The sequence below is a fragment of the Streptomyces sp. NPDC053493 genome, from assembly GCF_044544825.1.
Lineage (GTDB): Bacteria > Actinomycetota > Actinomycetes > Streptomycetales > Streptomycetaceae > Streptomyces.
In genome coordinates this window covers 810953-833041 of sequence record NZ_JBITXS010000002.1, presented here as the reverse complement: position 1 = coordinate 833041, position 22089 = coordinate 810953, and the positions used below count along the sequence as shown (strand labels likewise).

23 protein-coding genes are annotated in these 22089 nt (G+C 73.2%); 17 read left to right on the top strand and 6 right to left on the bottom strand.

Going from position 1 to position 22089, the window contains the following annotated elements; translation table 11 throughout:
- Positions 1-3: 3 nt before the first annotated feature.
- The gene (locus ACIGO8_RS09525) at positions 4-630 is read right to left on the bottom strand and encodes a response regulator (protein WP_399726418.1); all 627 of its coding nucleotides are present in this window, start codon (positions 628-630) and stop codon (positions 4-6) included.
- Positions 627-1874: a histidine kinase gene (locus ACIGO8_RS09520; RefSeq protein ID WP_399726415.1), complete on the bottom strand. Its 1248-nt coding sequence runs from the start codon at positions 1872-1874 to the stop codon at positions 627-629. The genes ACIGO8_RS09525 and ACIGO8_RS09520 overlap by 4 nt, the downstream gene beginning before the upstream one ends.
- 124 nt (positions 1875-1998) lie before the next feature.
- On the opposite strand from ACIGO8_RS09520, the gene ACIGO8_RS09515 reads away from it, so the two are divergent.
- Together ACIGO8_RS09515 and ACIGO8_RS09510 are read left to right on the top strand one after the other, a co-directional pair.
- Positions 1999-3081 carry an ABC transporter permease gene (locus tag ACIGO8_RS09515; RefSeq protein ID WP_399726413.1) on the top strand — a complete coding sequence of 361 codons (1083 nt, stop codon included), beginning with the start codon at positions 1999-2001 and terminating at the stop codon, positions 3079-3081.
- A complete protein-coding gene (locus ACIGO8_RS09510; RefSeq protein ID WP_399726410.1) occupies positions 3078-3758 on the top strand; it encodes an ABC transporter ATP-binding protein in 681 nt (226 codons plus the stop codon). Before ACIGO8_RS09515 ends, ACIGO8_RS09510 begins: the two co-directional genes overlap by 4 nt.
- Positions 3759-4023: 265 nt before the next feature.
- Here the strand turns inward: ACIGO8_RS09510 and ACIGO8_RS09505 are convergent, their stop codons facing one another.
- Positions 4024-4833 (bottom strand): IclR family transcriptional regulator, encoded by an 810-nt coding sequence (locus ACIGO8_RS09505; RefSeq protein ID WP_399726407.1) that lies wholly within the window; start codon positions 4831-4833, stop codon positions 4024-4026.
- Between the two features lie 313 nt (positions 4834-5146).
- On the opposite strand from ACIGO8_RS09505, the gene allB reads away from it, so the two are divergent.
- On the top strand, positions 5147-6481 hold the full coding sequence (gene allB, locus ACIGO8_RS09500) for an allantoinase AllB (protein WP_399726404.1): 1335 nt from the start codon (positions 5147-5149) through the stop codon (positions 6479-6481).
- A gap of 3 nt (positions 6482-6484) precedes the next feature.
- A complete protein-coding gene (gene alc / locus ACIGO8_RS09495) occupies positions 6485-7600 on the top strand; it encodes an allantoicase (RefSeq protein ID WP_399726401.1) in 1116 nt (371 codons plus the stop codon).
- A gap of 440 nt (positions 7601-8040) precedes the next feature.
- Here the strand turns inward: alc and ACIGO8_RS09490 are convergent, their stop codons facing one another.
- Positions 8041-8781 carry an SDR family NAD(P)-dependent oxidoreductase gene (locus ACIGO8_RS09490; RefSeq protein WP_399726398.1) on the bottom strand — a complete coding sequence of 247 codons (741 nt, stop codon included), beginning with the start codon at positions 8779-8781 and terminating at the stop codon, positions 8041-8043.
- Positions 8782-8971: 190 nt separating this feature from the next.
- Between ACIGO8_RS09490 and ACIGO8_RS09485 the strand changes: the two genes are divergently transcribed.
- From ACIGO8_RS09485 to ACIGO8_RS09475, 3 genes are all read left to right on the top strand, one after another.
- Positions 8972-9580 (top strand): dihydrofolate reductase family protein, encoded by a 609-nt coding sequence (locus ACIGO8_RS09485; RefSeq protein ID WP_399726396.1) that lies wholly within the window; start codon positions 8972-8974, stop codon positions 9578-9580.
- A gap of 144 nt (positions 9581-9724) precedes the next feature.
- Positions 9725-10651 carry a DMT family transporter gene (locus ACIGO8_RS09480; protein ID WP_399726393.1) on the top strand — a complete coding sequence of 309 codons (927 nt, stop codon included), beginning with the start codon at positions 9725-9727 and terminating at the stop codon, positions 10649-10651.
- 11 nt (positions 10652-10662) lie between these two features.
- Positions 10663-11019: a hypothetical protein gene (locus ACIGO8_RS09475; RefSeq protein WP_399726391.1), complete on the top strand. Its 357-nt coding sequence runs from the start codon at positions 10663-10665 to the stop codon at positions 11017-11019.
- A gap of 25 nt (positions 11020-11044) precedes the next feature.
- Here ACIGO8_RS09475 and ACIGO8_RS09470 read toward each other — a convergent pair whose 3' ends face one another.
- Positions 11045-11263: a hypothetical protein gene (locus ACIGO8_RS09470; RefSeq protein WP_399726388.1), complete on the bottom strand. Its 219-nt coding sequence runs from the start codon at positions 11261-11263 to the stop codon at positions 11045-11047.
- 157 nt (positions 11264-11420) lie between these two features.
- On the opposite strand from ACIGO8_RS09470, the gene ACIGO8_RS09465 reads away from it, so the two are divergent.
- From ACIGO8_RS09465 to ACIGO8_RS09455, 3 genes are read left to right on the top strand one after another with little or no spacing between them, the layout of a single operon-like run.
- A complete protein-coding gene (locus tag ACIGO8_RS09465; RefSeq protein WP_399726386.1) occupies positions 11421-12635 on the top strand; it encodes a histidine kinase in 1215 nt (404 codons plus the stop codon).
- On the top strand, positions 12632-13360 hold the full coding sequence (locus tag ACIGO8_RS09460; protein ID WP_399726384.1) for a response regulator: 729 nt from the start codon (positions 12632-12634) through the stop codon (positions 13358-13360). The genes ACIGO8_RS09465 and ACIGO8_RS09460 overlap by 4 nt, the downstream gene beginning before the upstream one ends.
- Positions 13361-13369: 9 nt before the next feature.
- The gene (locus ACIGO8_RS09455) at positions 13370-14548 is read left to right on the top strand and encodes a cytochrome P450 (protein WP_399726381.1); all 1179 of its coding nucleotides are present in this window, start codon (positions 13370-13372) and stop codon (positions 14546-14548) included.
- 12 nt (positions 14549-14560) lie between these two features.
- Here the strand turns inward: ACIGO8_RS09455 and ACIGO8_RS09450 are convergent, their stop codons facing one another.
- On the bottom strand, positions 14561-15565 hold the full coding sequence (locus ACIGO8_RS09450; protein WP_399726378.1) for a Gfo/Idh/MocA family oxidoreductase: 1005 nt from the start codon (positions 15563-15565) through the stop codon (positions 14561-14563).
- Positions 15566-15666: 101 nt separating this feature from the next.
- Between ACIGO8_RS09450 and ACIGO8_RS09445 the strand changes: the two genes are divergently transcribed.
- From ACIGO8_RS09445 to ACIGO8_RS09415, 7 genes are all read left to right on the top strand, one after another.
- On the top strand, positions 15667-15891 hold the full coding sequence (locus ACIGO8_RS09445) for a hypothetical protein (protein WP_399726376.1): 225 nt from the start codon (positions 15667-15669) through the stop codon (positions 15889-15891).
- A gap of 88 nt (positions 15892-15979) precedes the next feature.
- Positions 15980-16999, top strand: a complete 1020-nt coding sequence (locus ACIGO8_RS09440) for a sugar ABC transporter substrate-binding protein (RefSeq protein WP_399726373.1) — start codon at positions 15980-15982, stop codon at positions 16997-16999.
- Positions 16996-18051: an ABC transporter permease gene (locus ACIGO8_RS09435; RefSeq protein WP_399726371.1), complete on the top strand. Its 1056-nt coding sequence runs from the start codon at positions 16996-16998 to the stop codon at positions 18049-18051. The genes ACIGO8_RS09440 and ACIGO8_RS09435 overlap by 4 nt, the downstream gene beginning before the upstream one ends.
- Positions 18048-18842 carry an ATP-binding cassette domain-containing protein gene (locus ACIGO8_RS09430; RefSeq protein WP_399726368.1) on the top strand — a complete coding sequence of 265 codons (795 nt, stop codon included), beginning with the start codon at positions 18048-18050 and terminating at the stop codon, positions 18840-18842. Before ACIGO8_RS09435 ends, ACIGO8_RS09430 begins: the two co-directional genes overlap by 4 nt.
- Before the next feature lie 36 nt (positions 18843-18878).
- Positions 18879-20060 carry an ROK family glucokinase gene (locus tag ACIGO8_RS09425; protein ID WP_399726366.1) on the top strand — a complete coding sequence of 394 codons (1182 nt, stop codon included), beginning with the start codon at positions 18879-18881 and terminating at the stop codon, positions 20058-20060.
- Positions 20057-20677, top strand: a complete 621-nt coding sequence (locus ACIGO8_RS09420) for a hypothetical protein (protein ID WP_399726363.1) — start codon at positions 20057-20059, stop codon at positions 20675-20677. Before ACIGO8_RS09425 ends, ACIGO8_RS09420 begins: the two co-directional genes overlap by 4 nt.
- A 258-nt stretch (positions 20678-20935) precedes the next feature.
- Positions 20936-21976, top strand: a complete 1041-nt coding sequence (locus tag ACIGO8_RS09415) for an inosamine-phosphate amidinotransferase 1 (protein ID WP_399726360.1) — start codon at positions 20936-20938, stop codon at positions 21974-21976.
- Positions 21977-22089 lie beyond the last annotated feature (113 nt).

Sequence of the window (22089 nt, the reverse complement as noted above, 5' to 3'; positions counted from 1 at the left end):
CACCTAGCGTCTGATCAGGCGGCGGGCCGTCGCCGCCGCGACCGCCGCCGTGCGGGAGTCGACGCCCAGCTTGGCGAAGATGTGCACCAGATGGGACTTCACCGTCGCCTGGCTCAGGAACAGCGCCTTGCTGATCTGCTGGTTCGACAGGCCCTCGCCCACCAGCTGGAGCACCTCGAGCTCCCGCTTGGTCAGCGCCTCCGCCGGCGTCCGCATCCGGTCCATCAGCCGGTGCGCCACCGCCGGCGCGAGCGCCGACTGGCCGGCCGCGGCCGTGCGCACCGCCGCCGCCAGCTCCTCCGGCGGCGCGTCCTTCAGGAGATAGCCCGACGCCCCGGCCTCCACCGCCGCGAGGATGTCCGCGTCCGTGTCGTAGGTGGTCAGCACGAGCACCCGCGGCCCGCCCCGTACGGCGGTGATCGCGGCCGTCGCCTCCGAGCCGTGCATCCCGGCGCCGAACTGGAGGTCCATCAGGACCACGTCCATGCCTCCGGCGGCGGCCAGCTCCACCGCCCGCTCGGCCGTCGCCGCCTCGCCGACCACGGCGAAGTCGGGCTCCGTGTCGAGCACGGCCCGCAGCCCGGCCCGTACCACCGGATGGTCGTCGGCGAGCAGGAGTCGGATGGTCATGCGTCAGCTCCAGCGGGACCGGCGGGAAGAGGAACGGGACGAGGAACGGGACGGGGAACGGCGCGGGGGAGGGGATGGGGAAGGGTGTGGGGGTGGGGCAGCGGGAGGGACACGGCGACGGCCGTGCCCTGGCCCGGCGCCGACTCGACGGTGAAGGAGCCGCCCAGCGACTCGGCCCGCGAGCGCATCGCCGTGAGCCCGAAGCCGCCCTCCGAGGAGGGCCGTACGGAAGCCGGTTCAAAGCCCTTGCCGTCGTCCACCACGTCCAGCGTCACCGAGCCGCCGATGAACGACAGGGTGATCTCGGCCCGCGAGGCCGCGGCGTGCCGCACGGTGTTCGCGAGCGCCGACTGGGCGATCCGCAGCAGCGCCACCTCGTACGGTGTGGGCAGCTCGGCCGGCGTCCCGCTCACCGAGCACCGCACCCGCGGACCGTCCGGTCCCGCCGTCCCGCACAGCCGCTCCAGCGCTCCGGCGAGCGACCCGTGCTCCAGGTCGGGCGGCGCGAGCGCCCGGACGAAGCGCCGGGCCTCCGCCAGATTGTCCTGCGCGGCCCGCCGGGCCTCGTCGATGTGCCCGGCGGCCGGCGAGCCCGCCGGCAGGGCCCGTTCGGCGGCCCGCAGCAGCAGCTGGATCGACGACAGGCCCTGGGCCAGGGTGTCGTGGATCTCCCGGGCGAGCCGCTCCCGCTCGGCGAGCGTTCCGGCGTGCCGCTCGGCCGCCGCCAGCTCCGCCCGGGTGGCGATCAGCTCCTCGACCATCCGCCGGCGCCGCTCGCTCTCGCGGTACAGCGCCTGGTAGCCGAGCACGGTGGCCACCGCGACCGCCGCGCCGAGCAGCGGCCCGATGAACACACCCGGATTGAGCGCCGCGCCGTGCCGGACGTACGACAGGATCGCCGCGCACGCCGTGAGCGCCACGGCCGGCAGCGACCAGCGCGCCGGCAGCAGGTGCAGCTGGAGGAAGTACAGCGGGAAGGCGACCCACAGGCCCTCGGGCGTCAGCCACAGCAGCACCAGCCAGGACAGACACAGCGCACCGAGCCACCAGGCCGCCGCCCGCTGCGACTCCCGCACCGGCCGGAGCACGGACCCGGCCGCGTACACCGCGCCGGTGACGGCCGCCGCCGCGACGCCCGCGTGCGTGTGCGCGCGCAGCGCCGCGAGGACGAGCAGGCCCGCCGTCAGCAGATGGAGACAGAGGCGCAGCACGCGCAGGGCAGGGGTCAGCGAGCGGGGATCCATGATGGATCCAGGGTAGGCGGGGCCCGCGGCCGGTACGGACAATCCGGACTCAACCGAAAGTTTGATTACGGAGCCATCCGTGGCGCGATGCCCCGGGCGGCCCCCGGCCAGCAGGCTTGGCCCCATGTTCGTGGCATGGAGAGACCTGAGATTCGCCAAGGGGCGATTCACGCTGATGGGCACGGTGATCGTCCTGATCACCCTGCTCGTCGGACTGCTGTCGGGACTGACCGCCGGGCTGGCGCGCGAGAACATCTCGGCGATCACCGGCCTTCCGGCGGACCGGCTGGCCTTCGCGGCCCCGCCCGCCGGGCAGTCGGTCTCGTTCACCAACTCGGCCGTCGCCGAGTCCCAGTGGCGCGACTGGGCGGCCCGGCCCGGCGTGACGTCCGCGGCGCCGCTCGGCATCCGCACCCTGAACGCCTCCGCGGGCGACCGCACCGCCGCGCTCTCCGCCTTCGGCACGGAACCGGGCTCGGGACTCGCACCGGAAGGCACCCGGCCCGGACCCGGGCGGGTGGTCCTCGCCCGGTCGGCGGCCGAGGAGCTGGGCGTCGGGGCCGGGGACACGGTGCGGCTCGGCACCCTGGACGTGACGGTCGCGGCGGTCGCCGGCGACGCGTCGTACAGCCACACGCCCGTCGTGTGGACCTCGCTCGACGACTGGCAGCAGCTCGGCCACGGCGGCACCACCCGGGAGGCACAGGCCACCGTGATCGCGCTGCGCGGCAGCGGCGTGGACTGGGCGGCCGGCGACGCCGCGGCCCGCACGGCGTCGAAGACACCCGACGAGGCCCTCACCGCCATAGGGTCCTACCAGGCCGAGAACGGATCGCTGCAGCTCATGCGCGGTTTCCTGTTCGTCATCTCCGCGCTCGTCATAGGAGCCTTCTTCACCGTCTGGACCATCCAGCGCAGCGGTGACGTGGCCGTCCTCAAGGCGCTCGGCGCCTCCACGCCGTATCTGCTCAAGGACGCGCTCGGCCAGGCCGTGGTCATGCTCGCGGCGGGCACGCTGCTGGGCACCGGGCTCGCGGTCGGCTTCGGCGTGCTGATCAGCGGCGGCGACGTGCCCTTCGTGCTCCAGCCGCTGACCGTCCTCGGCCCGGCCGCCGTGATGATCGTGCTCGGCGTGCTCGGCGCCGCCCTGTCCATCCGGCGGATCACCGCCGTCGACCCGCTGACCGCCCTCGGGAGCGCGCGATGAGCCTCGTCCTGGACGACGTGACCCTGACCTACCCGGACGGCGACGGCCGTCTCACCGCCCTCGACGCCGTCTCGCTCGAGGTGCCCGCGGGCTGCCTCACCGCCGTCGTCGGACCGTCCGGCTCCGGCAAGTCCAGCCTCCTCGCGGTGGCCGCGACGCTCGTGACGCCGGACCGGGGCCGGGTGGTGGTGGCCGGCACGGACACGGGCCCGCTCGCCGCGGCCGCCAAGGCCCGGCTGCGGCGGGAGCGGATCGGCATCGTCTTCCAGCAGCCGAACCTGCTGCCCTCGCTCAGCGCCGTCGAACAGCTCCAGGTCATGGCGCACCTGTCCGGGCGCGGGCCGCGTACCGTACGGGACCGGGCCCTGGCGCTGCTCGACGCGGTCGGCCTCGCCGAGCAGGCGCACCGCCGGCCCCACCAGCTGTCCGGGGGCCAACGCCAGCGCGTCAACATCGCCCGCGCCCTGATGAACGAGCCGTCGATCCTGCTGGTCGACGAGCCGACCAGCGCCCTGGACCACGAGCGGGGCGCCGCGGTCATGGACCTGCTCGGCCGCCTGACGGCGGACCGGGGCACGGCGACGGTCCTGGTCACCCACGACCGCACGCACGTGGGCCGGGCGGCCCGCGTGGCGACGGTGACGGACGGGCGGCTGACGCAGGACGTGAGGGTCTGAGCGGCGGCTGGGCGGGGCCCAGCCGACGGGGCGGTCTGACGCGGCGACTCGACGCGACGGTCTGATGTGGCGGTCCGACGCGGCGGTCCGATGTGGCGGTGCGACGCGGGACGGGGCCGATGTCGCGGTTGGCGCGGGACGGTCGACCTCGGCGGTCTGGCGCGGGACGGTCCGCCGGCCCCGTGTCAGGGCCTGACATACGCGAGAGGGCGCCCGGAACCTGGTTCCGGGCGCCCTCTCGCGTACGTGCCGGCCGTGCCGGCCGTCAGGCCTGGCCGTTGGCCGCCGTGTTCGCCAGGGCCGCCGAGAGCTCCTCCGCGACCTGGTGGAGGATCGGGACGATCTTCTCCGTCGCCGCCTCCGTCACGCGGCCCGCCGGGCCGGAGATGGAGATCGCCGCCGCGGTGGGGGAGTTGGGGACCGGCACCGCGAGGCAGCGGACTCCTATCTCCTGCTCGTTGTCGTCGACCGCGTAGCCCGTCTCGCGCACCGCCGCGAGCGCGTCCAGGAAGCCCTCGGGCGTGGTGATGGTCTTCTCGGTCGCGGCCGGCATGCCGGTGCGGGCGAGCAGCGCGCGTACCTCGTCGGCCGGGGTGTGCGCGAGCAGCGCCTTGCCGACGCCGGTGGAGTGCGGCAGGACCCGCCGGCCGACCTCGGTGAACATGCGCATGGAATGCTTGGAGGGCACCTGGGCGACGTAGACGATCTCGTCGCCGTCGAGCAGCGCCATGTTCGCCGTCTCGCCGGTCTCCTCGACCAGCCGGGCCAGGTACGGCCGGGCCCAGGTGCCGAGCAGCCGGGACGCGGACTCGCCGAGCCGGATCAGGCGGGGCCCGAGGGCGTACCGTCGGTTGGGCTGCTGGCGGACGTAGCCGCAGGCCACGAGGGTGCGCATCAGGCGGTGGATGGTGGGCAGCGGCAGTCCGCTGCTGGCGGAGAGCTCGCTCAGCCCGACCTCGCCGCCGGCGTCGGCCATCCGCTCCAGGAGGTCGAAGGCACGCTCGAGGGACTGGACGCCTCCGCTCGCGGCGGCGGGCTTGGCGGCGTCGGTGGTGCTGGCGCTGGACGTCGGCACGTCAACGGTCCTTTCGGGGCAGGCGGGCAAGGCTGCAGCCTACCGGGCCGTCCGGCCGGGCACACGGCCCAGGTCGTGACGTCCGGGCCGGTCAGGGGGTGTTTGTCCGGTGTCGGCGGCTGTCCTGAGGGGTCCTGGTCCGCCCCGCATGTGCGGAGCTACGTTCTACTGTACGAAATTCTCATTCCACTTCATGGAAACGTCCAAGCGGGGTTGCGCGGCGTCTCATGCTGGAAGTGTGCCCTTGACGACATGTCGTCTCGGCCGCAGACTCCTTCAACAGTTCGTTGAATTTCTGCTGGAAGGGGTACGGGTGGACGTCAACCTGGTACTGCGCTCGACACGCGTCATCACCCCCGAGGGGACGCGGCCCGCGGCCATCGCCGTCTCCGGCGGCACGATCGCCGCCGTGCTGCCGTACGACGCCGAGGTACCGGCCGGCGCCCGGCTGGAAGACGTCGGCGACGACGTCGTCCTGCCCGGACTCGTCGACACCCACGTCCATGTGAACGACCCCGGCCGCACCGAGTGGGAGGGCTTCTGGACCGCCACCCGCGCCGCGGCCGCCGGCGGCATCACCACCCTCGTCGACATGCCGCTCAACTCGCTGCCGCCCACCACGACCGTCGACAACCTGCGGACCAAGCAGGACGTCGCCCGCAGCAAGGCCCACATCGACGTCGGCTTCTGGGGCGGCGCCCTCCCGGACAACGTCAAGGACCTCCGCCCGCTGCACGACGCCGGCGTCTTCGGCTTCAAGTGCTTCCTGTCGCCCTCCGGCGTCGACGAGTTCCCGCAGCTCGACCAGGACCAGCTGGCCGCCTCGCTGGCCGAGATCGCCGGCTTCGACGGCCTGATGATCGTGCACGCCGAGGACCCGCACGAACTGGCCGCGGCGCCCCAGAAGGCCGGCGAGAAGTACGCCGACTTCCTCGCCTCCCGGCCCCGCGTCGCCGAGAACACCGCCATCGAGAACCTGATCAACCAGGCCCGGCGGCTCAGCGCCCGCGTCCACGTCCTGCACCTGTCCTCCTCCGACGCGCTGCCGCTCATCGCCGCCGCCAAGGCCGAGGGCGTGAAGATCACCGTCGAGTCCTGCCCGCACTTCCTCACCCTCACGGCCGAGGAGGTCCCGGACGGCGCCACCGAATTCAAGTGCTGTCCGCCCATCCGCGAAGCCGCCAACCAGGACCTGCTCTGGGAAGGCCTCGCCGACGGCACCATCGACTGCATCGTCTCGGACCACTCGCCGTCCACCGCCGACCTCAAGACCCCGGACTTCGCGACCGCCTGGGGCGGCATCTCCTCCCTCCAGCTCGGCCTGCCCGCCATCTGGACCGAAGCCCGCCGCCGCGGCCACGACCTCACCGACGTCGCCCGCTGGATGTCCGAGGCCCCCGCCCGCCTCGCCGGCCTCACCCGCAAGGGCGCCATCGAAGCCGGACGCGACGCCGACTTCGCCGTCATCGACCCGGACGCCACCTTCACCGTCGACCCGGCCGGGCTCGAACACCGCAACCGCGTCACCGCCTACGCCGGACGAACCCTCCACGGCGTCGTCACCTCCACCTGGCTGCGCGGAGAGCGCATCGTCGACCGCGGCACCCTCGCCGAGCCCTCCGGCCGCCTCCTCGAAAGGAACAACTGAACCGTGACCGGCATACCCTCCTTCACCGGCGACGCCAGCCCCTACGGCGGCGGTGACCCGTACGCCGACTACCGCACCGCCGACTTCCCCTTCACCCAGTACGCGGACCTCGCCGACCGCCGCCTGGGCGCGGGCGTGATCGCCGCCAACGACGAGTTCTTCGCCGAGCGCGAGAACCTGCTGAAGCCCGAGGCCGCCGAGTTCGACCCCGAGCACTTCGGCCACAAGGGCAAGATCATGGACGGCTGGGAGACCCGCCGCCGCCGCGGCGTCTCCGCCGACGTGCCGCACCCCACCGAGGACGACCACGACTGGGCCCTCGTACGCCTCGGCGCGCCCGGCGTGATCCGCGGCATCGTCGTCGACACCGCCCACTTCCGCGGCAACTACCCGCAGGCCGTCTCCGTCGAGGCCACCTCCGTCGCCGGCTCGCCCTCGCCCGAGGACCTCCTCGCCGACGACGTGAAGTGGACCACCCTCGTCCCGCGCACCGCCATCGGCGGCCACGCCGCCAACGGCTTCGCCGTCGACGTCGAGCAGCGCTTCACCCACCTCCGCGTCAACCAGCACCCCGACGGCGGCATCGCCCGCCTGCGCGTGTACGGCGAGGTCGCCCCCGACCCGAAGTGGCTCGGCGTGCTCGGCACCTTCGACCTCGCGGCCCTCGAGAACGGCGGCCAGGTCGAGGACGCCTCCGACCGCTTCTACTCCCCGGCCACCAACACCATCCAGCCCGGCCGCTCCCGCAAGATGGACGACGGCTGGGAGACCCGCCGCCGCCGCGACAAGGGCAACGACTGGATCCGCTACAGCCTCGCCGCCGAGTCCGAGATCCGCGCCGTCGAGATCGACACCGCGTACCTCAAGGGCAACAGCGCCGGCTGGGCCGCGCTCTCCGTGGCCGCCGAAGGCTCCGAGGACTGGACCGAGATCCTGCCCCGCACCCGCCTCCAGCCCGACACCAACCACCGCTTCGTGCTCGACACGCCGGCGGTCGGCTCCCGGGTCCGGATCGACATCTTCCCCGACGGCGGCATCTCCCGCCTCCGTCTCTTCGGCTCCCTCACCGAGGCGGGCAGGGCGCGGCTGACGGCCCGCCACCAGGAGCTGGGCGGCTGACGCCACCCGCTCCCCACCGACTGGGCGGGCACGACACCCCGCCCGGCACACGAGGGCGCACCGACCCGACAGCACCGGTGCGCCCTCGCCCCCCTTCTTTTGGGGCTCGGTTCGCCTCCGGGCGCTGTGAGCCGGGCTCACGGACCCGACCGTGCTCGCCTCCCTCGTTCCTCGGAAGGCTCCGCGCGCTCGGGACCGTTCCCCCGGCGCGCCCTTCGGCTCACTCGCCCCTTTTTTTGCGGCTCGGTTCGCCTCCGGGCGCTTTTGGCCGGGCTCACGGCCCCGTACGTGCTCGCCTCCCTCGTTCCTCGGAAGGCTCCGCGCGCTCGGGACCGTTCCCCCGGCGCGCCCTTCGGCTCACTCGCCGGGGAGGCTCCGCGCGCTCGGGTCCGTTCCCCCGGCGCGCCCTTTGGCTCACTCGCCGGGTGATCGGGGTGGAGCTACGCCGCGTGGCCGCCGTCCACCGAGAACTCGGCGCCCGTCACGTAGGCCGCGTTCGGGCCCGCGAGGAAGGCGATCATGGAGGCGACCTCGTCGGCGGTGCCGAAACGGCCCAGGGCCGTCATCGACGCCTGGCCCTCCGCGTAGGGACCGTCCGCCGGGTTCATGTCGGTGTCCGTGGGGCCCGGGTGGACGATGTTCGCGGTGATGCCGCGACCGCCCAGCTCCCGCGCGAGCGCCTTGGTCAGGCCGACCAGCGCGGCCTTGCTCGTCGCGTACAGCGTGCCGCCGGGGCCGGGCACCCGCTGGGTCATGCAGGTGCCGACGGTGATGATCCGGCTGCCCGCCTCCATGCGCGCGGCCGCCGCCTGCGAGGCCAGGAACGCGGCGCGGACGTTCACCGCGAGTACGCGGTCCACGTCGGCGAGGGTGAGGGACTCCAGCGGGCCGAGGACGCCGACGCCCACGTTGTTGACCAGCACGTCGAGCCGGCCGAGCGCGTCCGCGGCCCAGTCCACGGCGCCGGCCGCGTCGCCCGCGTCCCCGGCGTCCGCGCGCAGCGCCAGCGCCTTGCCGCCGGCCGCCTCGATGCGGGCGGCGACCTCGCGGGCCCGCTCCTCGCCCTGGACGTAGGTGAAGGCCACGTCCGCGCCCTCCTGGGCGAGCCGGACGGCCGTCGCCGCGCCCATGCCCCGGCTGCCGCCGGTGATCAGAACCGCCTTGCCGCTCATGCTGGACATCTCGAACTCCTCGTACGTCGGTTGTCGTTGCGAGTTCAATCAAACGCGGGCGGCGGTGTGCGCGCTGGCGGGAATCGGACGCCGACGTGATCACCGCGGCGCGCGCCGCCGGGCGGCGCGGTCGGTACCGGTGAGACACGATGGACCGGAAGCCGGAGTCCCGGAAGATCCGGAGGAGAGAAGGGCAGTCATGGCCACGCTCAGCCTCACCCAGTTCCTCACCCTCGACGGCGTCCACCAGGCACCCGGCGGTCCCGAGGAGGACACCGGCGACGGCTTCGACCAGGGCGGCTGGTCCGTCCCGTACGACGACGAGGACTTCGGCCGCTTCATGACCGAGGTCTTCCGGCGGCCCACCGCCTTCCTCCTCGGCCGCCGCACCTACGAGATCTTCGCGGGCTACTGGCCGCAGCAGACCGACCCGGACGACCCGGTCGCGAGCAAGCTCAACGGCCTGCCCAAGTACGTCGCCTCCACCACGCTCACCCACGCCGACTGGCCCACCACCACCGTCCTCGGCGGCGACGTCGCGCAGGAGGTCGCGGACCTCAAGGGCGGCCTGCAGGGCGAGATCCAGATGCACGGCAGCGCCGGCCTCGCCCGCACCCTCTTCGCGCACGACCTGATCGACACGCTCCACCTGCTCGTCTACCCGGTCGTCCTCGGCAAGGGCCGCCGTCTCTTCGCCGAGGGCGTCACACCCAGCGCCTTCCGGCTCACGGACACCCGCACCACCGGCACGGGCGTCGCCATCCACACCTACGAGCTGGCGGGCCGCCCCACGTACGGCAGCTTCTGAGGACCTGCCGGTCGCCGGAACGCTCGCACGGCGGCCGCCGAAGAAAGGTGTAGCCACCACCGTCCGCTGCGGATACGGTGATCGTTCCCGCGTGTGAGCCGCCGAAGTCTCCACCCCGCCCCTCGAGTGGGAGACCGCCCGCAGATGACGTCCGCCGCCGTACCCGTACCACTCGGCGCACCGCGCCGCGCCTGGCTCACCGATCTGCCCGTGCTGCTCGTCGCCGTCGTCTGGGGCGCCAGCTATCTCGCGGCGAAGGGCATCACCACCGGCCAGACCGTCCTGGCCGTCCTGGTGCTGCGCTTCGCGGTGGTGCTGCCGGTCCTCGCCGTCGCCGGACGGCGCCGGCTGCGCGCCCTGAACGCCGCCCAGTGGCGCGGGGCCGGCGTCCTCGGACTGATCCTCGCCGGGATCTTCCTCCTGGAGACGTACGGAGTCGTCCACACCTCCGCCACCAACGCGGGCCTGATCATCAGCCTCACCATGATCCTCACGCCGCTCGCCGAGGCCGCGCTCACCGGAGTCCGCCCGTCCCGGTCCTTCCTCGCCGCCGCCGCGCTCTCCGTCGCCGGCGTGGTCCTGCTCACCCAGGGTGGCGGTTTCACCGCGCCGTCGGCCGGCGACCTCCTGATGCTGCTCGCCGCCGTCGCCCGTACCGTGCACGTCCTCGCGATGTCCCGGATCAAGGCCGTCCGCGACGCCGACTCGCTGTCCCTGACCACCGTCCAACTCGGCTCCGCCGTCGCCGTCTTCGCGGTCCTCGCGGCGGTGCCCGGGACCGGGGCCACGCCCTGGTCGGTGGCGGCCGGCTTCGGGCCGCGCGCGTGGGCGGGCCTGCTCTTCCTGTCCGTCTTCTGCACCCTCTTCGCCTTCTTCGTGCAGATGTGGGCGGTGCGCCGCACCTCCCCGTCCCGGGTCAGCCTGCTGCTCGGCACCGAGCCGCTGTGGGCGGCCGCCGCGGGCATCGCCCTGGCCGGCGACCGGCCCGGCGTCCTGGGACTCGCGGGCGCGGTCCTCGTCCTCGCGGGTACGGGCTGGGGCCGCCGGGCCGCCGACCAGGACGCCCGCTAGGCTGCCCTGTCATGACCACGCCCCAGATCCGTCCCGCCGCCCCGCAGTCCGTCACCGCGATCCGGGCCCGGGCCGTCCGCGCCCAGGGCTGGGGCCTGGGCCTGCTGACCGTCGCCGCGCTGCTGTGGGTCTGGTTCGCGGTCCTCCTGCTGACGCCGTACGAGACGAGTGCGGGCAACGGCTGCGGCACCGTCCTCACCGACGACTACGTGCACGACCAGGCCTGCTACGAGACGCGCGACTGGCCCGAACTCCTCGGCCTGCTCGGCGCCTCGCTGCCCTTCGCGGTCGCCGGCGCGATCGTCTACGTCCGCGGCTCGGTGACCGACCGCCTGGCCGCCCTCGTCACCGGGACGGACGCCGCCTAGACGCGCGCCCGGGCTCGAGGGCCGGTCAGGTCCTCACCCGGTCCGAGATCACCAGCAGCACGAAACCCAGGGCCGCGATCACGATGTTCGCGAACAGCTCGTGGCCCTGGAGGAACGGGACGCCCTCCGTCAGGAAACGGGTCACGCCGAACAGCCGGAACCACCCGTCGGTCAGCTCACGGATCACTCCGCACACGCCGACGACCATCACCAGGAAACCCGTGACCTCAAGAAACCTCTTCATGCCCCGAGCATGATCGCCGGGCGGGCCGGTCCGCGTCGGCCGTCGGTATCCGGTCGCCGTCCGCCCCGTACGACCGAAGTCTCGACCCGCGCGACTTTGGTATCGGCCGCCGGCTCCACCACCGCGCCAGGGCCCTCGCCCGCATACATTTTCCGGTATGAACCGCACCTGGCTGCTGCCCTCCCACCTGGTCGAGGCCGCCCGCGGCGGCGGTCCCGACCGGACGGAGGGGCGGCGGCCGCGGCGGACCGTGCGGGACTGGGTGGTCGACACCGTCCTGTTCCTGCTCGCCGCGTTCGTCGGGCTGATCGCCGCCGAGACCAGCGCCACCTACAACAGCGAGGCCGTCGCCCTCGTCGACCAGATCGTCGGCGGCCTCGCCTGCTGCGCGCTGTGGCTGCGCCGCCGCTGGCCGGCCGGGCTCGCCGTCGCCCTCTCCCTCGTCAGCGTCGTCGCCCCGACCGCGGGCGGCGCCGTTCTCGCCGCGCTGTTCGGCGTGGCCGTCCGCCGCCCCTTCCGTCAGGTCGCCTGGATCGGCCTGCTCGCCATGGCCGCCTCCACCGTCCAGGTCTTCGTCCGCCCCGACCCCACGACCAACGTCGTCCTCTCCCTCGCCCTCGGCGTCGTCCTCGTCCTCCTCGTGACCGCCTGGGGCATGCTGGTGCGCTCCCGCCGCCGGCTCGTCGAGGCGCTGCGCGACCGGGCCCTGCGCGCCGAGGCCGAGGCCGAGCTGCGGGCCGAGCAGGCGCAGCGGCTGGCCCGCGAGGCCATCGCGCGCGAGATGCACGACGTGCTCGCCCACCGGCTCACCCTGCTCAGCGTGCACGCCGGCGCCCTGGAGTTCCGGCCCGACGCCCCGCCGGAGCAGGTCGCCCGCGCCGCGGGCGTCATCCGCGACAGCGCCCACGAGGCGCTCCAGGACCTGCGCGAGATCATCGGCGTGCTCAGGTCCCCGGGCGAGGGCGCGGAGGACCGCCCGCAGCCCACCCTCGCCACCCTCGACAGCCTCGTCGACGAGGTGCGGGAGGCCGGTATGAAGGTCGTCCTCGACACCACCGTCACCGATCCCGACGCCGTTCCCGCCGCCACCGGCCGCACCGTCTACCGGATCGCCCAGGAGGCCCTGACCAACGCCCGCAAGCACGCGCCCGGCGCCGAGGTGACCGTCACCCTGCGCGGCCGCCCCGGCGAAGGGCTCACCGTCGACGTCCGCAATCCCGCGCCCGCCGGGCCGGTCCCGCCGGTGCCCGGCTCCGGCCAGGGCCTCATCGGACTCACCGAGCGCGCCACGCTCGCCGGTGGCCGGATGGAGCACGGCCCCGACCCCGACGGCGGCTTCTCCCTCCACGCCTGGCTACCGTGGCCCGCATGACCATCCGGCTGCTGATCGTCGACGACGACCCCCTGGTCCGCGCGGGCCTCGCCCTCATGCTCGGCGGCGCCGAGGACATCGAGATCGTCGGCGAGGGCGCCGACGGTTCCGAGGTCCCCGCGCTCGTCGCACGGCACGCTCCCGACGTGGTCCTCATGGACATCCGGATGCCGACGGTCGACGGCCTGACCGCCACCGAGGAGCTGCGCGCCCGGCCCGGCGCGCCGGAGGTCGTCGTGCTCACCACCTTCCACGCCGACGAGCAGGTGCTGCGGGCGCTGCGGGCCGGCGCCGCCGGCTTCGTCCTCAAGGACACCCCGCCGGCCGAGATCGTCACCGCCGTACGACGGGTGGCCGCCGGCGATCCCGTCCTGTCCCCGGCCGTCACCCGCCAGCTGATGACCCACGTCGTGACCGGCCCGCAGGGCGCCCAGGACCCGAACGGCCCGCAGGGCAGACGGAGTTCGCAGGAGCCGCCCCGCCGTGCCGCCGCCGGCGCGCGCCTCGCCCTGCTCGCCGACCGCGAGCGGGAGGTCGCCGTCGCCGTCGGCCACGGCCGCTCCAACGCCGAGATCGCCGCCGCCCTCTACCTGAGCGTCCCGACCGTCAAGACCCATGTCTCGCGGATTCTGGCCAAACTCGGCCTCAACAACCGTGTCCAGATCGCGCTCCTGGTCCACGACGCCGGGCTCCTCGACCTCCCGGAGCGTGAGGACGGAACGTAGCCTGGGCCGATGTCCGTCATCGATCTGGGGGAGTACGGCGCGGACTTCACCGCGGACCCGTACCCGTATTACGCGAAGCTCCGCGAGGCCGGTCCGGTCCACGAGGTCCTGACACCGGACGGCATCCCGGCCTGGCTGGTCGTCGGCCACGAGGAGGGCCGCGCGGCCCTCGCCGACCAGCGGCTGTCCAAGTCCACCTCCGTCATCGACCTCGTCCTGGTGCGGGAAGAGATCATGGGGCCGCACCTGCTCAGCATCGACGCGCCCGACCACACCCGGCTGCGCAAGCTCGTCGCCGGCGAGTTCACCGGCCGCCGCGTCGAGGCGCTGCGTCCGCGGATCCAGCAGCTCACCGACGAACTCCTCGACGCCATCGAGCCGGCCGGCCGCGCCGACCTCGTCGACTCCTTCGCCTTCCCGCTGCCCATCACCGTCATCTGCGAACTCCTCGGCGTCCCGGCCGCCGACCGCGACTCCTTCCGCGCCTGGTCCAACGAACTCGTCGCCCCGAGCGGCGCCATGACCGAGCAGGAGGCCGCCGAGGGCTTCGCCACGTACCTCGACGCGCTCATCGAGGACAAGCGGGCCGCCGGGCCCGGCGACGACCTCCTCTCCGCCCTCCTCACCACCCGCGCCGAGGACGGCGACCGGCTCTCCCTCGCCGAACTGCGCGCCCTGGCCTATCTGCTGCTCATCGCAGGGCACGAGACCACCGTCAACCTGATCGCCAACACGGTCCGGGCCCTGCTCGCCCATCCCGAGCAACTCGCCGCGCTCCGGGCCGACTTCGGACTGATCGACGGCGCCGTCGAGGAGGGCCTGCGCTACGACGGACCGGTCGAGAACGCCACCTTCCGCTTCACCCGGGAGCCGGTCGTCCTCGGCGGCACCGAGATACCCGCCCGTGCGGTCGTCCTCGTCGGTCTCGCCGCCGCGGCCCACGACCCGGGCCGCTTCCCGGACCCCGGCCGCTTCGACATCCGGCGCGACCCGCGCGGCCACCTCGCCTTCGGACACGGCATCCACTACTGCCTCGGCGCCCCGCTGGCCCGCCTGGAGGGCAGGACGGCGATCCAGACACTCCTGCGGCGCTTCCCGCGGCTGGAACTCGACCCCGACGCCGGCCCGCTGGAATGGCTGCCCGGCATGCTCATCCGCGGCACCCGCCACCTCCCGGTGGTCTGGTGACCCGCTGACCCCTTACTCTCCGGGGACCTCCGCCACCCGCACCGGCCGCCGCTCCCGCCGTGACCGCTCGCACGCCTCCGCGACCCGCAGCGCCGCCAGCGCCTCGACCCCGTCGCACGCGTTGGCCCGCTCCCCGCGCACCAGCCCCACGAACGCGTCCAGCTCCGCCTCGTACGCCGGTCCGAACCGCTCCAGGAAACCGGTCCACGGCTTCCCGGGCGGCGGCGGGCCCTGCGGCTCGACCGACTCCAGCGGCGTCCGCTCGTCCAGACCGACGGCGAGCTGCGCCCGCTCGCCGGCCAGCTCCATCCGTACGTCGTACCCGGCGCCGTTGCAGCGCGTCGCGGTCGCCGTCACCAGCGTGCCGTCGTCCAGCGTCAGCAGCGCGGCGGCCGTGTCCACGTCGCCGGCCTCCCGGAACATCGCCGGCCCGGCGTCCGAACCGGTCGCGTACACCTCCACCACCTCGCGCCCCGTCACCCAGCGCACGATGTCGAAGTCGTGCACCAGGCAGTCCCGGAACAGCCCGCCCGACAGCGGCAGGTACGCGGCCGGCGGCGGCGCCGGGTCGGAGGTCGCCGCCCGTACGGTGTGCAGCCGGCCGAGCCGCCCCGACGCGACGGCCTCCCGCGCGGCCCGGTAACCGGCGTCGAAGCGCCGCATGAACCCCAGCTGCAGCTCGGTCCCAGCCTCGGCCACCGCCCGCAGCGCGCCCAGCGTCCCGGGCACGTCCAGGGCGATCGGCTTCTCGCAGAAGGCCGGAAGCCCGGCAGCCGCGGCCCGCCCGATCAGCTCCGCGTGCGCGGCCGTCGCCGAGGCGATCACCACCGCGTCGAGCGCGTGCCCGAACAGCGCCTCGACCGTCGGCGCGGCCTCGGCGCCCAGCGCGCCGGCCACCCGCGCGGCGCGCGCCCCGTCGGCATCGGCGAGGACCAGCGCCCCGACCTCCGGATGCCGCGCGAGCACGCCCGCGTGGAACGCCCCGATCCGTCCCGTCCCGACCAGTCCGATCCGCATGGCCCCAAGGTGGTTCGGAACGCACCCGCTGTCAAGGAAAGGTCAGGACGACCGGACGCCACCGCTTCCCGTCTCCCGCGCCCGGGGCTAACCTCCCGACCGTGTCCGAGCCGGCCCCGCACCCGCGTCCGCACCCCCACGACCACCCGCGTCCGCACCCGTACGAGATCGACCTCGCGCGGCGGCCCGGGCTCTCCCGCCCGACCGTGCGGCAGGCGATCCGGACGCTCGTCGACAAGGGACGCGTCGTGCGCCGCCGGCACGGCTCCCACCTCCACCGGGCCTCCCGCCACGTCTTCGAGTTCCAGCTGCTCGCCCGCGGGTAGGTCACCACAGGCCCCGCTGAAGATCGGCGCGACCCCCATGACCGATACTGCAATGCACGCAGAAGGACACAAAGGAGGGCACGGCCTCGTGACCAGGGTTCGCACAGGAGGGGTACGCGCGGCCGTCGGCGCCGTGCTCGCGGTGGCGCTGACCGCCGCGCTCGCCGGATGCAGCAGCACCGGCGGCAAGCGCGCGGAGGACGCCCGCAAGGCGGCCGCCGCCCAGGGACGGGCGGCCGTGAACACCCCCCGCTGGACCTTCGCCATGGTCACCCACTCGGGTGACGGCGACACCTTCTGGGACATCGTCCAGAACGGAGCCAAGCAGGCCGCCGTCAAGGACAACGTCACCTTCCTCTACGCCCACAGCGACGAGGCGCAGCAGCAGGCCCAGCTCATCGACTCCTACGTGGCCAAGAAGGTCGACGGCATCATCGTCACCCTCGCCAAGCCCGACGCGATGAAGACCGCCGTCGAGAAGGCCGTCAAGGCCGGCATCCCGGTGATCACGGTGAACTCCGGCGCCGACCAGTCCAAGGCCTTCGGCGCCCTCACCCACATCGGCCAGGACGAGACCGTCGCCGGTCAGGCCGTCGGCGAGGAGCTCGGCCGGCGCGGCCGCAAGAAGGCCCTGTGCGTGCTGCACGAGCAGGGCAACGTCGGCCACGAGCAGCGCTGCGCCGGCGCGAAGGAGACCTTCGGCGGCGAGCTGCAGAACCTCTACGTCGACGGCACCAACATGCCCGACGTCCAGGCCTCCATCCTGGCCAAGCTCCAGTCCGACCCGTCGATCGACGCGGTCGTCACCCTCGGCGCCCCGTTCGCCGACGCCGCCGTCCAGGCCAGGAAGTCCGCCGGCAGCAAGGCCGAGGTCGACACCTTCGACCTCAACGCCAAGGTCGCCTCCGCGCTGGAGGCCGGCACCCTCGGCTTCGCCGTCGACCAGCAGCCCTATCTCCAGGGCTACGAGGCCGTCGACCTGCTGTGGCTGTACAAGTACAACGCCGACGTCCTCGGCGGCGGCAAGCCGGTCCTCACCGGCCCGCAGATCATCACCAAGGACCAGGCCGGCGCGCTCGCGGACTACACCGAGCGGGGCACCCGATGAGCGCCGCCTCCCCGCCCTCGGACGGCCTCGACCACGTCGACGAACGGCTGCTGCGCACCTCGCCGCTGAAGAAGCTGCTCGCCCGCCCCGAGCTCGGCTCGGTCGTCGGCGCACTCGCCGTCTTCGTCTTCTTCGCACTGGCCGCAGACAGCTTCCTGCGCGCCTCCAGCCTCGGCACCGTGCTCTACGCGGCCTCCACCCTCGGCATCATGGCCGTGCCGGTGGCGCTGCTGATGATCGGCGGCGAGTTCGACCTGTCGGCCGGCGTCCTGGTCACCACCTCGGCGCTGGTCTCCTCGATGTTCAGCTACCAGATGACGGCCAACGTATGGGTGGGCGTCGGCGTCTCGCTGCTCGTCACCCTCGCCATCGGCGCGTTCAACGGCCTCATGCTGACCCGCACCAAGCTGCCCAGCTTCATCATCACGCTCGGCACCTTCCTGATGCTGACCGGTCTGAACCTCGGCTTCACCAAGCTGATCAGCGGCACCGTCTCCACCAAGTCGATCGCCGACATGGAGGGCTTCCCGTCCGCCCGCAAGCTCTTCGCCTCCACCTGGACCGTCGGCGGCGTCGAGCTCAAGGTCACCATCCTGTGGTGGCTCGCGCTGGTCGCGCTCGCCACCTGGATCCTGCTGCGCACCCGCTTCGGCAACTGGATCTTCGCCGTCGGCGGCGGCGCCGACGCCGCCCGCGCGGTCGGCGTCCCGGTCTACCGCACCAAGATCGGCCTCTACATGGGCGTGGCCTTCTGCGCCTGGATCTCCGGCCAGCACCTGCTGCTCTCCTTCGACGTCGTCCAGTCCGGCGAGGGCGTCGGCAACGAGCTGATCTACATCATCGCGGCCGTCATCGGCGGCTGTCTGATCACCGGCGGATACGGGTCGGCCATCGGCTCCGCGGTGGGCGCCCTGATCTTCGGCATGACCAGCAAAGGCATCGTGTTCGCGGAGTGGAACCCGGACTGGTTCAAGTTCTTCCTGGGCGCGATGCTGCTGCTCGCGACCCTGCTGAACGCCTGGATCCGCAAGCGCGTGGAGGCCACCAAGTGACCACCGAGACCGTGCCGCTCGTCGAGCTCGACGCCGTCAGCAAGTACTACGGCAACATCCGGGCCCTCGAGGGCGTCAGCCTGGAGGTGAACGCGGGCGAGATCTCCTGCGTCCTCGGCGACAACGGCGCCGGCAAGTCCACCCTCATCAAGATCGTCGCCGGTCTGCACCGGCACGACGCCGGCAGCTTCCGCGTCGAGGGCGAGGACGTCGCCCTCGCCAGCCCGCGCGAGGCCCTCGACCGGGGCATCGCCACCGTCTACCAGGACCTCGCCGTCGTCCCGCTGATGCCCGTCTGGCGCAACTTCTTCCTCGGCTCCGAGCCGACCCGCGGCAAGGGCCCCTTCCGGCGCCTCGACGTCGAGCTGATGCGCGAGACCACCCGTACGGCGCTGCTGCGGATGGGCATCGACCTGCGCGACGTCGACCAGCCCATCGGCACCCTGTCCGGCGGCGAGCGCCAGTGCGTGGCCATCGCCCGCGCCGTCCACTTCGGCGCCAAGGTCCTCGTCCTCGACGAGCCGACCGCGGCCCTCGGCGTCAAGCAGTCCGGCGTCGTCCTGAAGTACGTGGCCGCCGCACGTGACCAGGGCCTCGGCGTGGTCCTCATCACCCACAACCCGCACCACGCCTACCTCGTCGGAGATCGTTTCGTCCTCCTCAAGCGCGGCGTCATGGCGGCCTCCCACACCAAGGACTCCGTCACCCTGGACGAGTTGACCCGCCAGATGGCCGGCGGCAGCGAGCTGGAGGACCTGCGCCACGAACTGGAGCGGCCGTCCGGTTCGTAACGCGCCTCTCACACCTCGCCTGGCAGAATCGAGCCGATGAGTACCTACCGTGACCTGACGCACCGCGGCTCCGCCCGCGGCACGGTCCTGCGGACCGTCGGCACCCGAGAGCGGCGCTCGCACCTGACCGCGCCCCGGGTGCCGACCGTCGGCATCGACATCGGCGGTACGAAGGTGATGGCCGGCGTCGTCGACGCGGACGGCAACATCCTGGAGAAGGTCCGCACCGAGACCCCCGACAAGTCCAAGAGCCCCAAGGTCGTCGAGGACACCATCGTCGAGCTCGTCCTGGACCTCTCCGACCGGCACGACGTGCACGCCGTCGGCATCGGCGCGGCCGGCTGGGTCGACGCCGACCGGGCCCGGGTGCTCTTCGCCCCCCACCTCGCCTGGCGCAACGAGCCGCTGCGCGACGCCCTCCAGGACCGGCTCGCCGTCCCCGTCATGGTGGACAACGACGCCAACACGGCCGCCTGGGCCGAATGGCGCTTCGGCGCCGGACGCGGCGAGGACCACCTCGTCATGATCACCCTCGGCACCGGCATCGGCGGCGCGATCCTGGAGGACGGCCAGGTCAAACGAGGCAAGTACGGGGTCGCCGGCGAGTTCGGCCACATGCAGGTCGTCCCCGGCGGCCACCGCTGCCCCTGCGGCAACCGCGGCTGCTGGGAGCAGTACAGCTCCGGCAACGCCCTGGTCCGCGAGGCCCGCGAGCTCGCCGCCGCCGACTCCCCGGTCGCCCACGAGATCATCGAACGGGTCAAGGGCAGCGTCCCCGACATCACCGGCCCGCTCATCACCGAGCTGGCCCGCGAGGGCGACGCCATGTGCGTCGAGCTCCTCCAAGACATCGGCCAGTGGCTCGGCGTCGGCCTCGCCAACCTGGCCGCCGCCCTCGACCCCTCCTGCTTCGTCATCGGCGGCGGCGTCTCCGCCGCCGATGACCTGCTCATCGGCCCCGCCCGGGACGCCTTCCGCCGCCACCTCACCGGCCGCGGCTACCGCCCCGAGGCCCGGATCGCCCGCGCCCAGCTCGGCCCCGAGGCCGGCATGGTCGGCGCCGCCGACCTCGCCCGGCTCGTCGCCCGCCGCTTCCGCCGGGCCAACCGGCGCCGGGTCGAGCGCTACGAGCGCTACGGCCGCTACGCCCAGGCGCTGCGCGGAGTCTCCGCCGCCGACAAGAGCACCCGCCCCACGCCCCAGGACCCGACGTCATGACCGCGCCCCTCCCGCCCCATCCGCCGCACCCGACGCCGCAGGACCGTCCCACCGTCCCGCACCCCACCGCGTCGCCGGAGGCGAGGCTCCCCGAGGACCGGCGGCACATGCTGCGCCGGCGCTTCCTCACCCTGCTCACCATCGTGCTGCTCGTCGGCGTCCCGGCGGGCTATCTCGTCATCTCCGCGGGACAGAGCCGCGACAGCGGCCTCGACAAGGAGCGCGAGTCCTCCGCCGTCGGCCTCCAGGACAACTGGCCGTCCCAGATGAAGCGCCGGGTCTTCGAGATCCCGGTCCCGTCCGACGCCTGGCACGTCGCCTACTACGAGACCAGCAACTGGAAGACCAGCCGGCTCTACGTCCAGTTCACGACCACCGCGAGCGGCCTCGACAGCTATCTCGCCGAGAGCGGCACCAGCCGCGCCGCCCTCACGCCCGGCAAGGTGACCGTCAGCGACCGCGACGCCGACATCGTCGGCTGGGACTTCGCGACCGGCCACGCCTGGTCCGGCACCTCCGTCGCCCGCGAGAAGCCCCGCCCGACCAGCGACATCACGGTCAGCCTCAGCGATCCGGCGTTCCCGCGCGTGTACGTGGTCTCGGCGACGTCTCCGTAACCCGGCGTCTCTCCGACCCGGCGTACAGCCGACCCGGCGCGCGGGCCTCAGGTCCGTGACGCTACGGGCGCGCCCGCCGTCGGCGCGTCCGCGACAAGCTCATCCGCGACGACTCACCGCGTTTACCTCACGCCCTCGCGGTTGCGCACGTCGCTTACCCGGCCCGGGCGCCGTCCGTGCGAATCTTGCCTCGATTCCGAACTCGAACGGCTGACTGACGCCGCCTTCTTGCGGCGCCCGCATGGGAGGGACAACCCGATGAGCCTGGTGGACGTGTACACCGAGTGGGATCCGCTGGAGGAGATCGTCGTGGGGACGATCGCGGGCGCGCGGGTGCCGGTCACCGATCGGAGTCTGCTCGCCGCGGAGTACGGCGACATCGACAATCCCGAGGAGGTCGTGCCCGGCCCCTATCCCGCCCATGTGGTCGAGCAGACCGAAGCCGAGCTCGAAGAGCTGGTCGACATCCTGAAGGACCTCGGTGTGAAGGTCCGCCGGCCCGGCGGGCGTGACCACAAGGCCACGGTGTCCACGCCGGACTGGAGCACCGACGGCTTCCACGACTACTGCCCGCGCGACGGATTCCTCGCGGTCGGCAAGACCCTCATCGAGTCGCCGATGGTGCTGCGCTCCCGGTGGCTCGAAGGCTTCGCCTACAAGGACCTGTTCGTCGAGTACCTGGAGAGCGGCGCGCGGTGGATCTCCGCGCCCAAGCCGCAGCTCACCGACGACATGTACGAGCCGTCGGCGGCGCCCGGCGAGCGCCTGAAGAACCTGGAGCCGGTCTTCGACGCGGCGAACGTGCTCAAGTTCGGCACGGACGTGCTCTACCAGGTCTCGGACAGCGGCAACATGCTCGGCGCCAAGTGGCTGCAGGCGGCCCTGGGCGACGAGTACAAGGTGCACGCGTGCCCGGGCATCTACACCTCCACGCACATCGACTCCACCATCGCGCCGCTGCGACCCGGACTCGTGCTCGTCAACCCGTCCCGGGTCAACGACAGCAACATGCCCGAGTTCCTGCGCGGCTGGGACAAGATCGAGTGCCCGGAGCTGGTGGACCAGGGCTTCGTCGGCCCGCACCCGCGCGGCTCGGTGTGGATCGGGATGAACTTCCTGACCGTCGGCCCGAGCAAGGTCATCGTGGACAAGCGCCAGGTGGACCTCATCCGGGTGCTGGAGAGCCACGGCGTCGAGTGCATCCCGGCGCAGCTCACCCACGCCCGTTCGCTCGGCGGCGGTTTCCACTGCGTGACGCTCGACGTGCGCCGCACGGGCGAGCTCGCCACCTACCGCTAGAACGCCCGGTCGGCCGGCTCGCCGCCGATGCCCCACGCATCGGCGGCGGGCCGGCCGCGCCGTGCCGGGAGCGGTCGGCCCGTACGCGCACGGCTCGCGCCGCGCCGTACCCG

Excerpts from the sequence above, each read along its gene's own strand:
- ACIGO8_RS09450 (WP_399726378.1), bottom strand. The coding sequence starts at position 15,565 with ATGCGGATCGGACTGGTCGGGACGGGACGGATCGGGGCGTTCCACGCG.
- ACIGO8_RS09515 (WP_399726413.1), top strand. The coding sequence starts at position 1,999 with ATGTTCGTGGCATGGAGAGACCTGAGATTCGCCAAGGGGCGATTCACG.
- ACIGO8_RS09525 (WP_399726418.1), bottom strand. The coding sequence starts at position 630 with ATGACCATCCGACTCCTGCTCGCCGACGACCATCCGGTGGTACGGGCC.
- ACIGO8_RS09510 (WP_399726410.1), top strand. The coding sequence starts at position 3,078 with ATGAGCCTCGTCCTGGACGACGTGACCCTGACCTACCCGGACGGCGAC.
- ACIGO8_RS09465 (WP_399726386.1), top strand. The coding sequence starts at position 11,421 with ATGAACCGCACCTGGCTGCTGCCCTCCCACCTGGTCGAGGCCGCCCGC.
- ACIGO8_RS09415 (WP_399726360.1), top strand. The coding sequence starts at position 20,936 with ATGAGCCTGGTGGACGTGTACACCGAGTGGGATCCGCTGGAGGAGATC.
- ACIGO8_RS09435 (WP_399726371.1), top strand. The coding sequence starts at position 16,996 with ATGAGCGCCGCCTCCCCGCCCTCGGACGGCCTCGACCACGTCGACGAA.
- ACIGO8_RS09425 (WP_399726366.1), top strand. The coding sequence starts at position 18,879 with ATGAGTACCTACCGTGACCTGACGCACCGCGGCTCCGCCCGCGGCACG.
- ACIGO8_RS09490 (WP_399726398.1), bottom strand. The coding sequence starts at position 8,781 with ATGTCCAGCATGAGCGGCAAGGCGGTTCTGATCACCGGCGGCAGCCGG.
- ACIGO8_RS09460 (WP_399726384.1), top strand. The coding sequence starts at position 12,632 with ATGACCATCCGGCTGCTGATCGTCGACGACGACCCCCTGGTCCGCGCG.
- ACIGO8_RS09455 (WP_399726381.1), top strand. The coding sequence starts at position 13,370 with ATGTCCGTCATCGATCTGGGGGAGTACGGCGCGGACTTCACCGCGGAC.
- ACIGO8_RS09475 (WP_399726391.1), top strand. The coding sequence starts at position 10,663 with ATGACCACGCCCCAGATCCGTCCCGCCGCCCCGCAGTCCGTCACCGCG.
- ACIGO8_RS09420 (WP_399726363.1), top strand. The coding sequence starts at position 20,057 with ATGACCGCGCCCCTCCCGCCCCATCCGCCGCACCCGACGCCGCAGGAC.
- ACIGO8_RS09480 (WP_399726393.1), top strand. The coding sequence starts at position 9,725 with ATGACGTCCGCCGCCGTACCCGTACCACTCGGCGCACCGCGCCGCGCC.
- ACIGO8_RS09520 (WP_399726415.1), bottom strand. The coding sequence starts at position 1,874 with ATGGATCCCCGCTCGCTGACCCCTGCCCTGCGCGTGCTGCGCCTCTGT.
- ACIGO8_RS09470 (WP_399726388.1), bottom strand. The coding sequence starts at position 11,263 with ATGAAGAGGTTTCTTGAGGTCACGGGTTTCCTGGTGATGGTCGTCGGC.
- ACIGO8_RS09485 (WP_399726396.1), top strand. The coding sequence starts at position 8,972 with ATGGCCACGCTCAGCCTCACCCAGTTCCTCACCCTCGACGGCGTCCAC.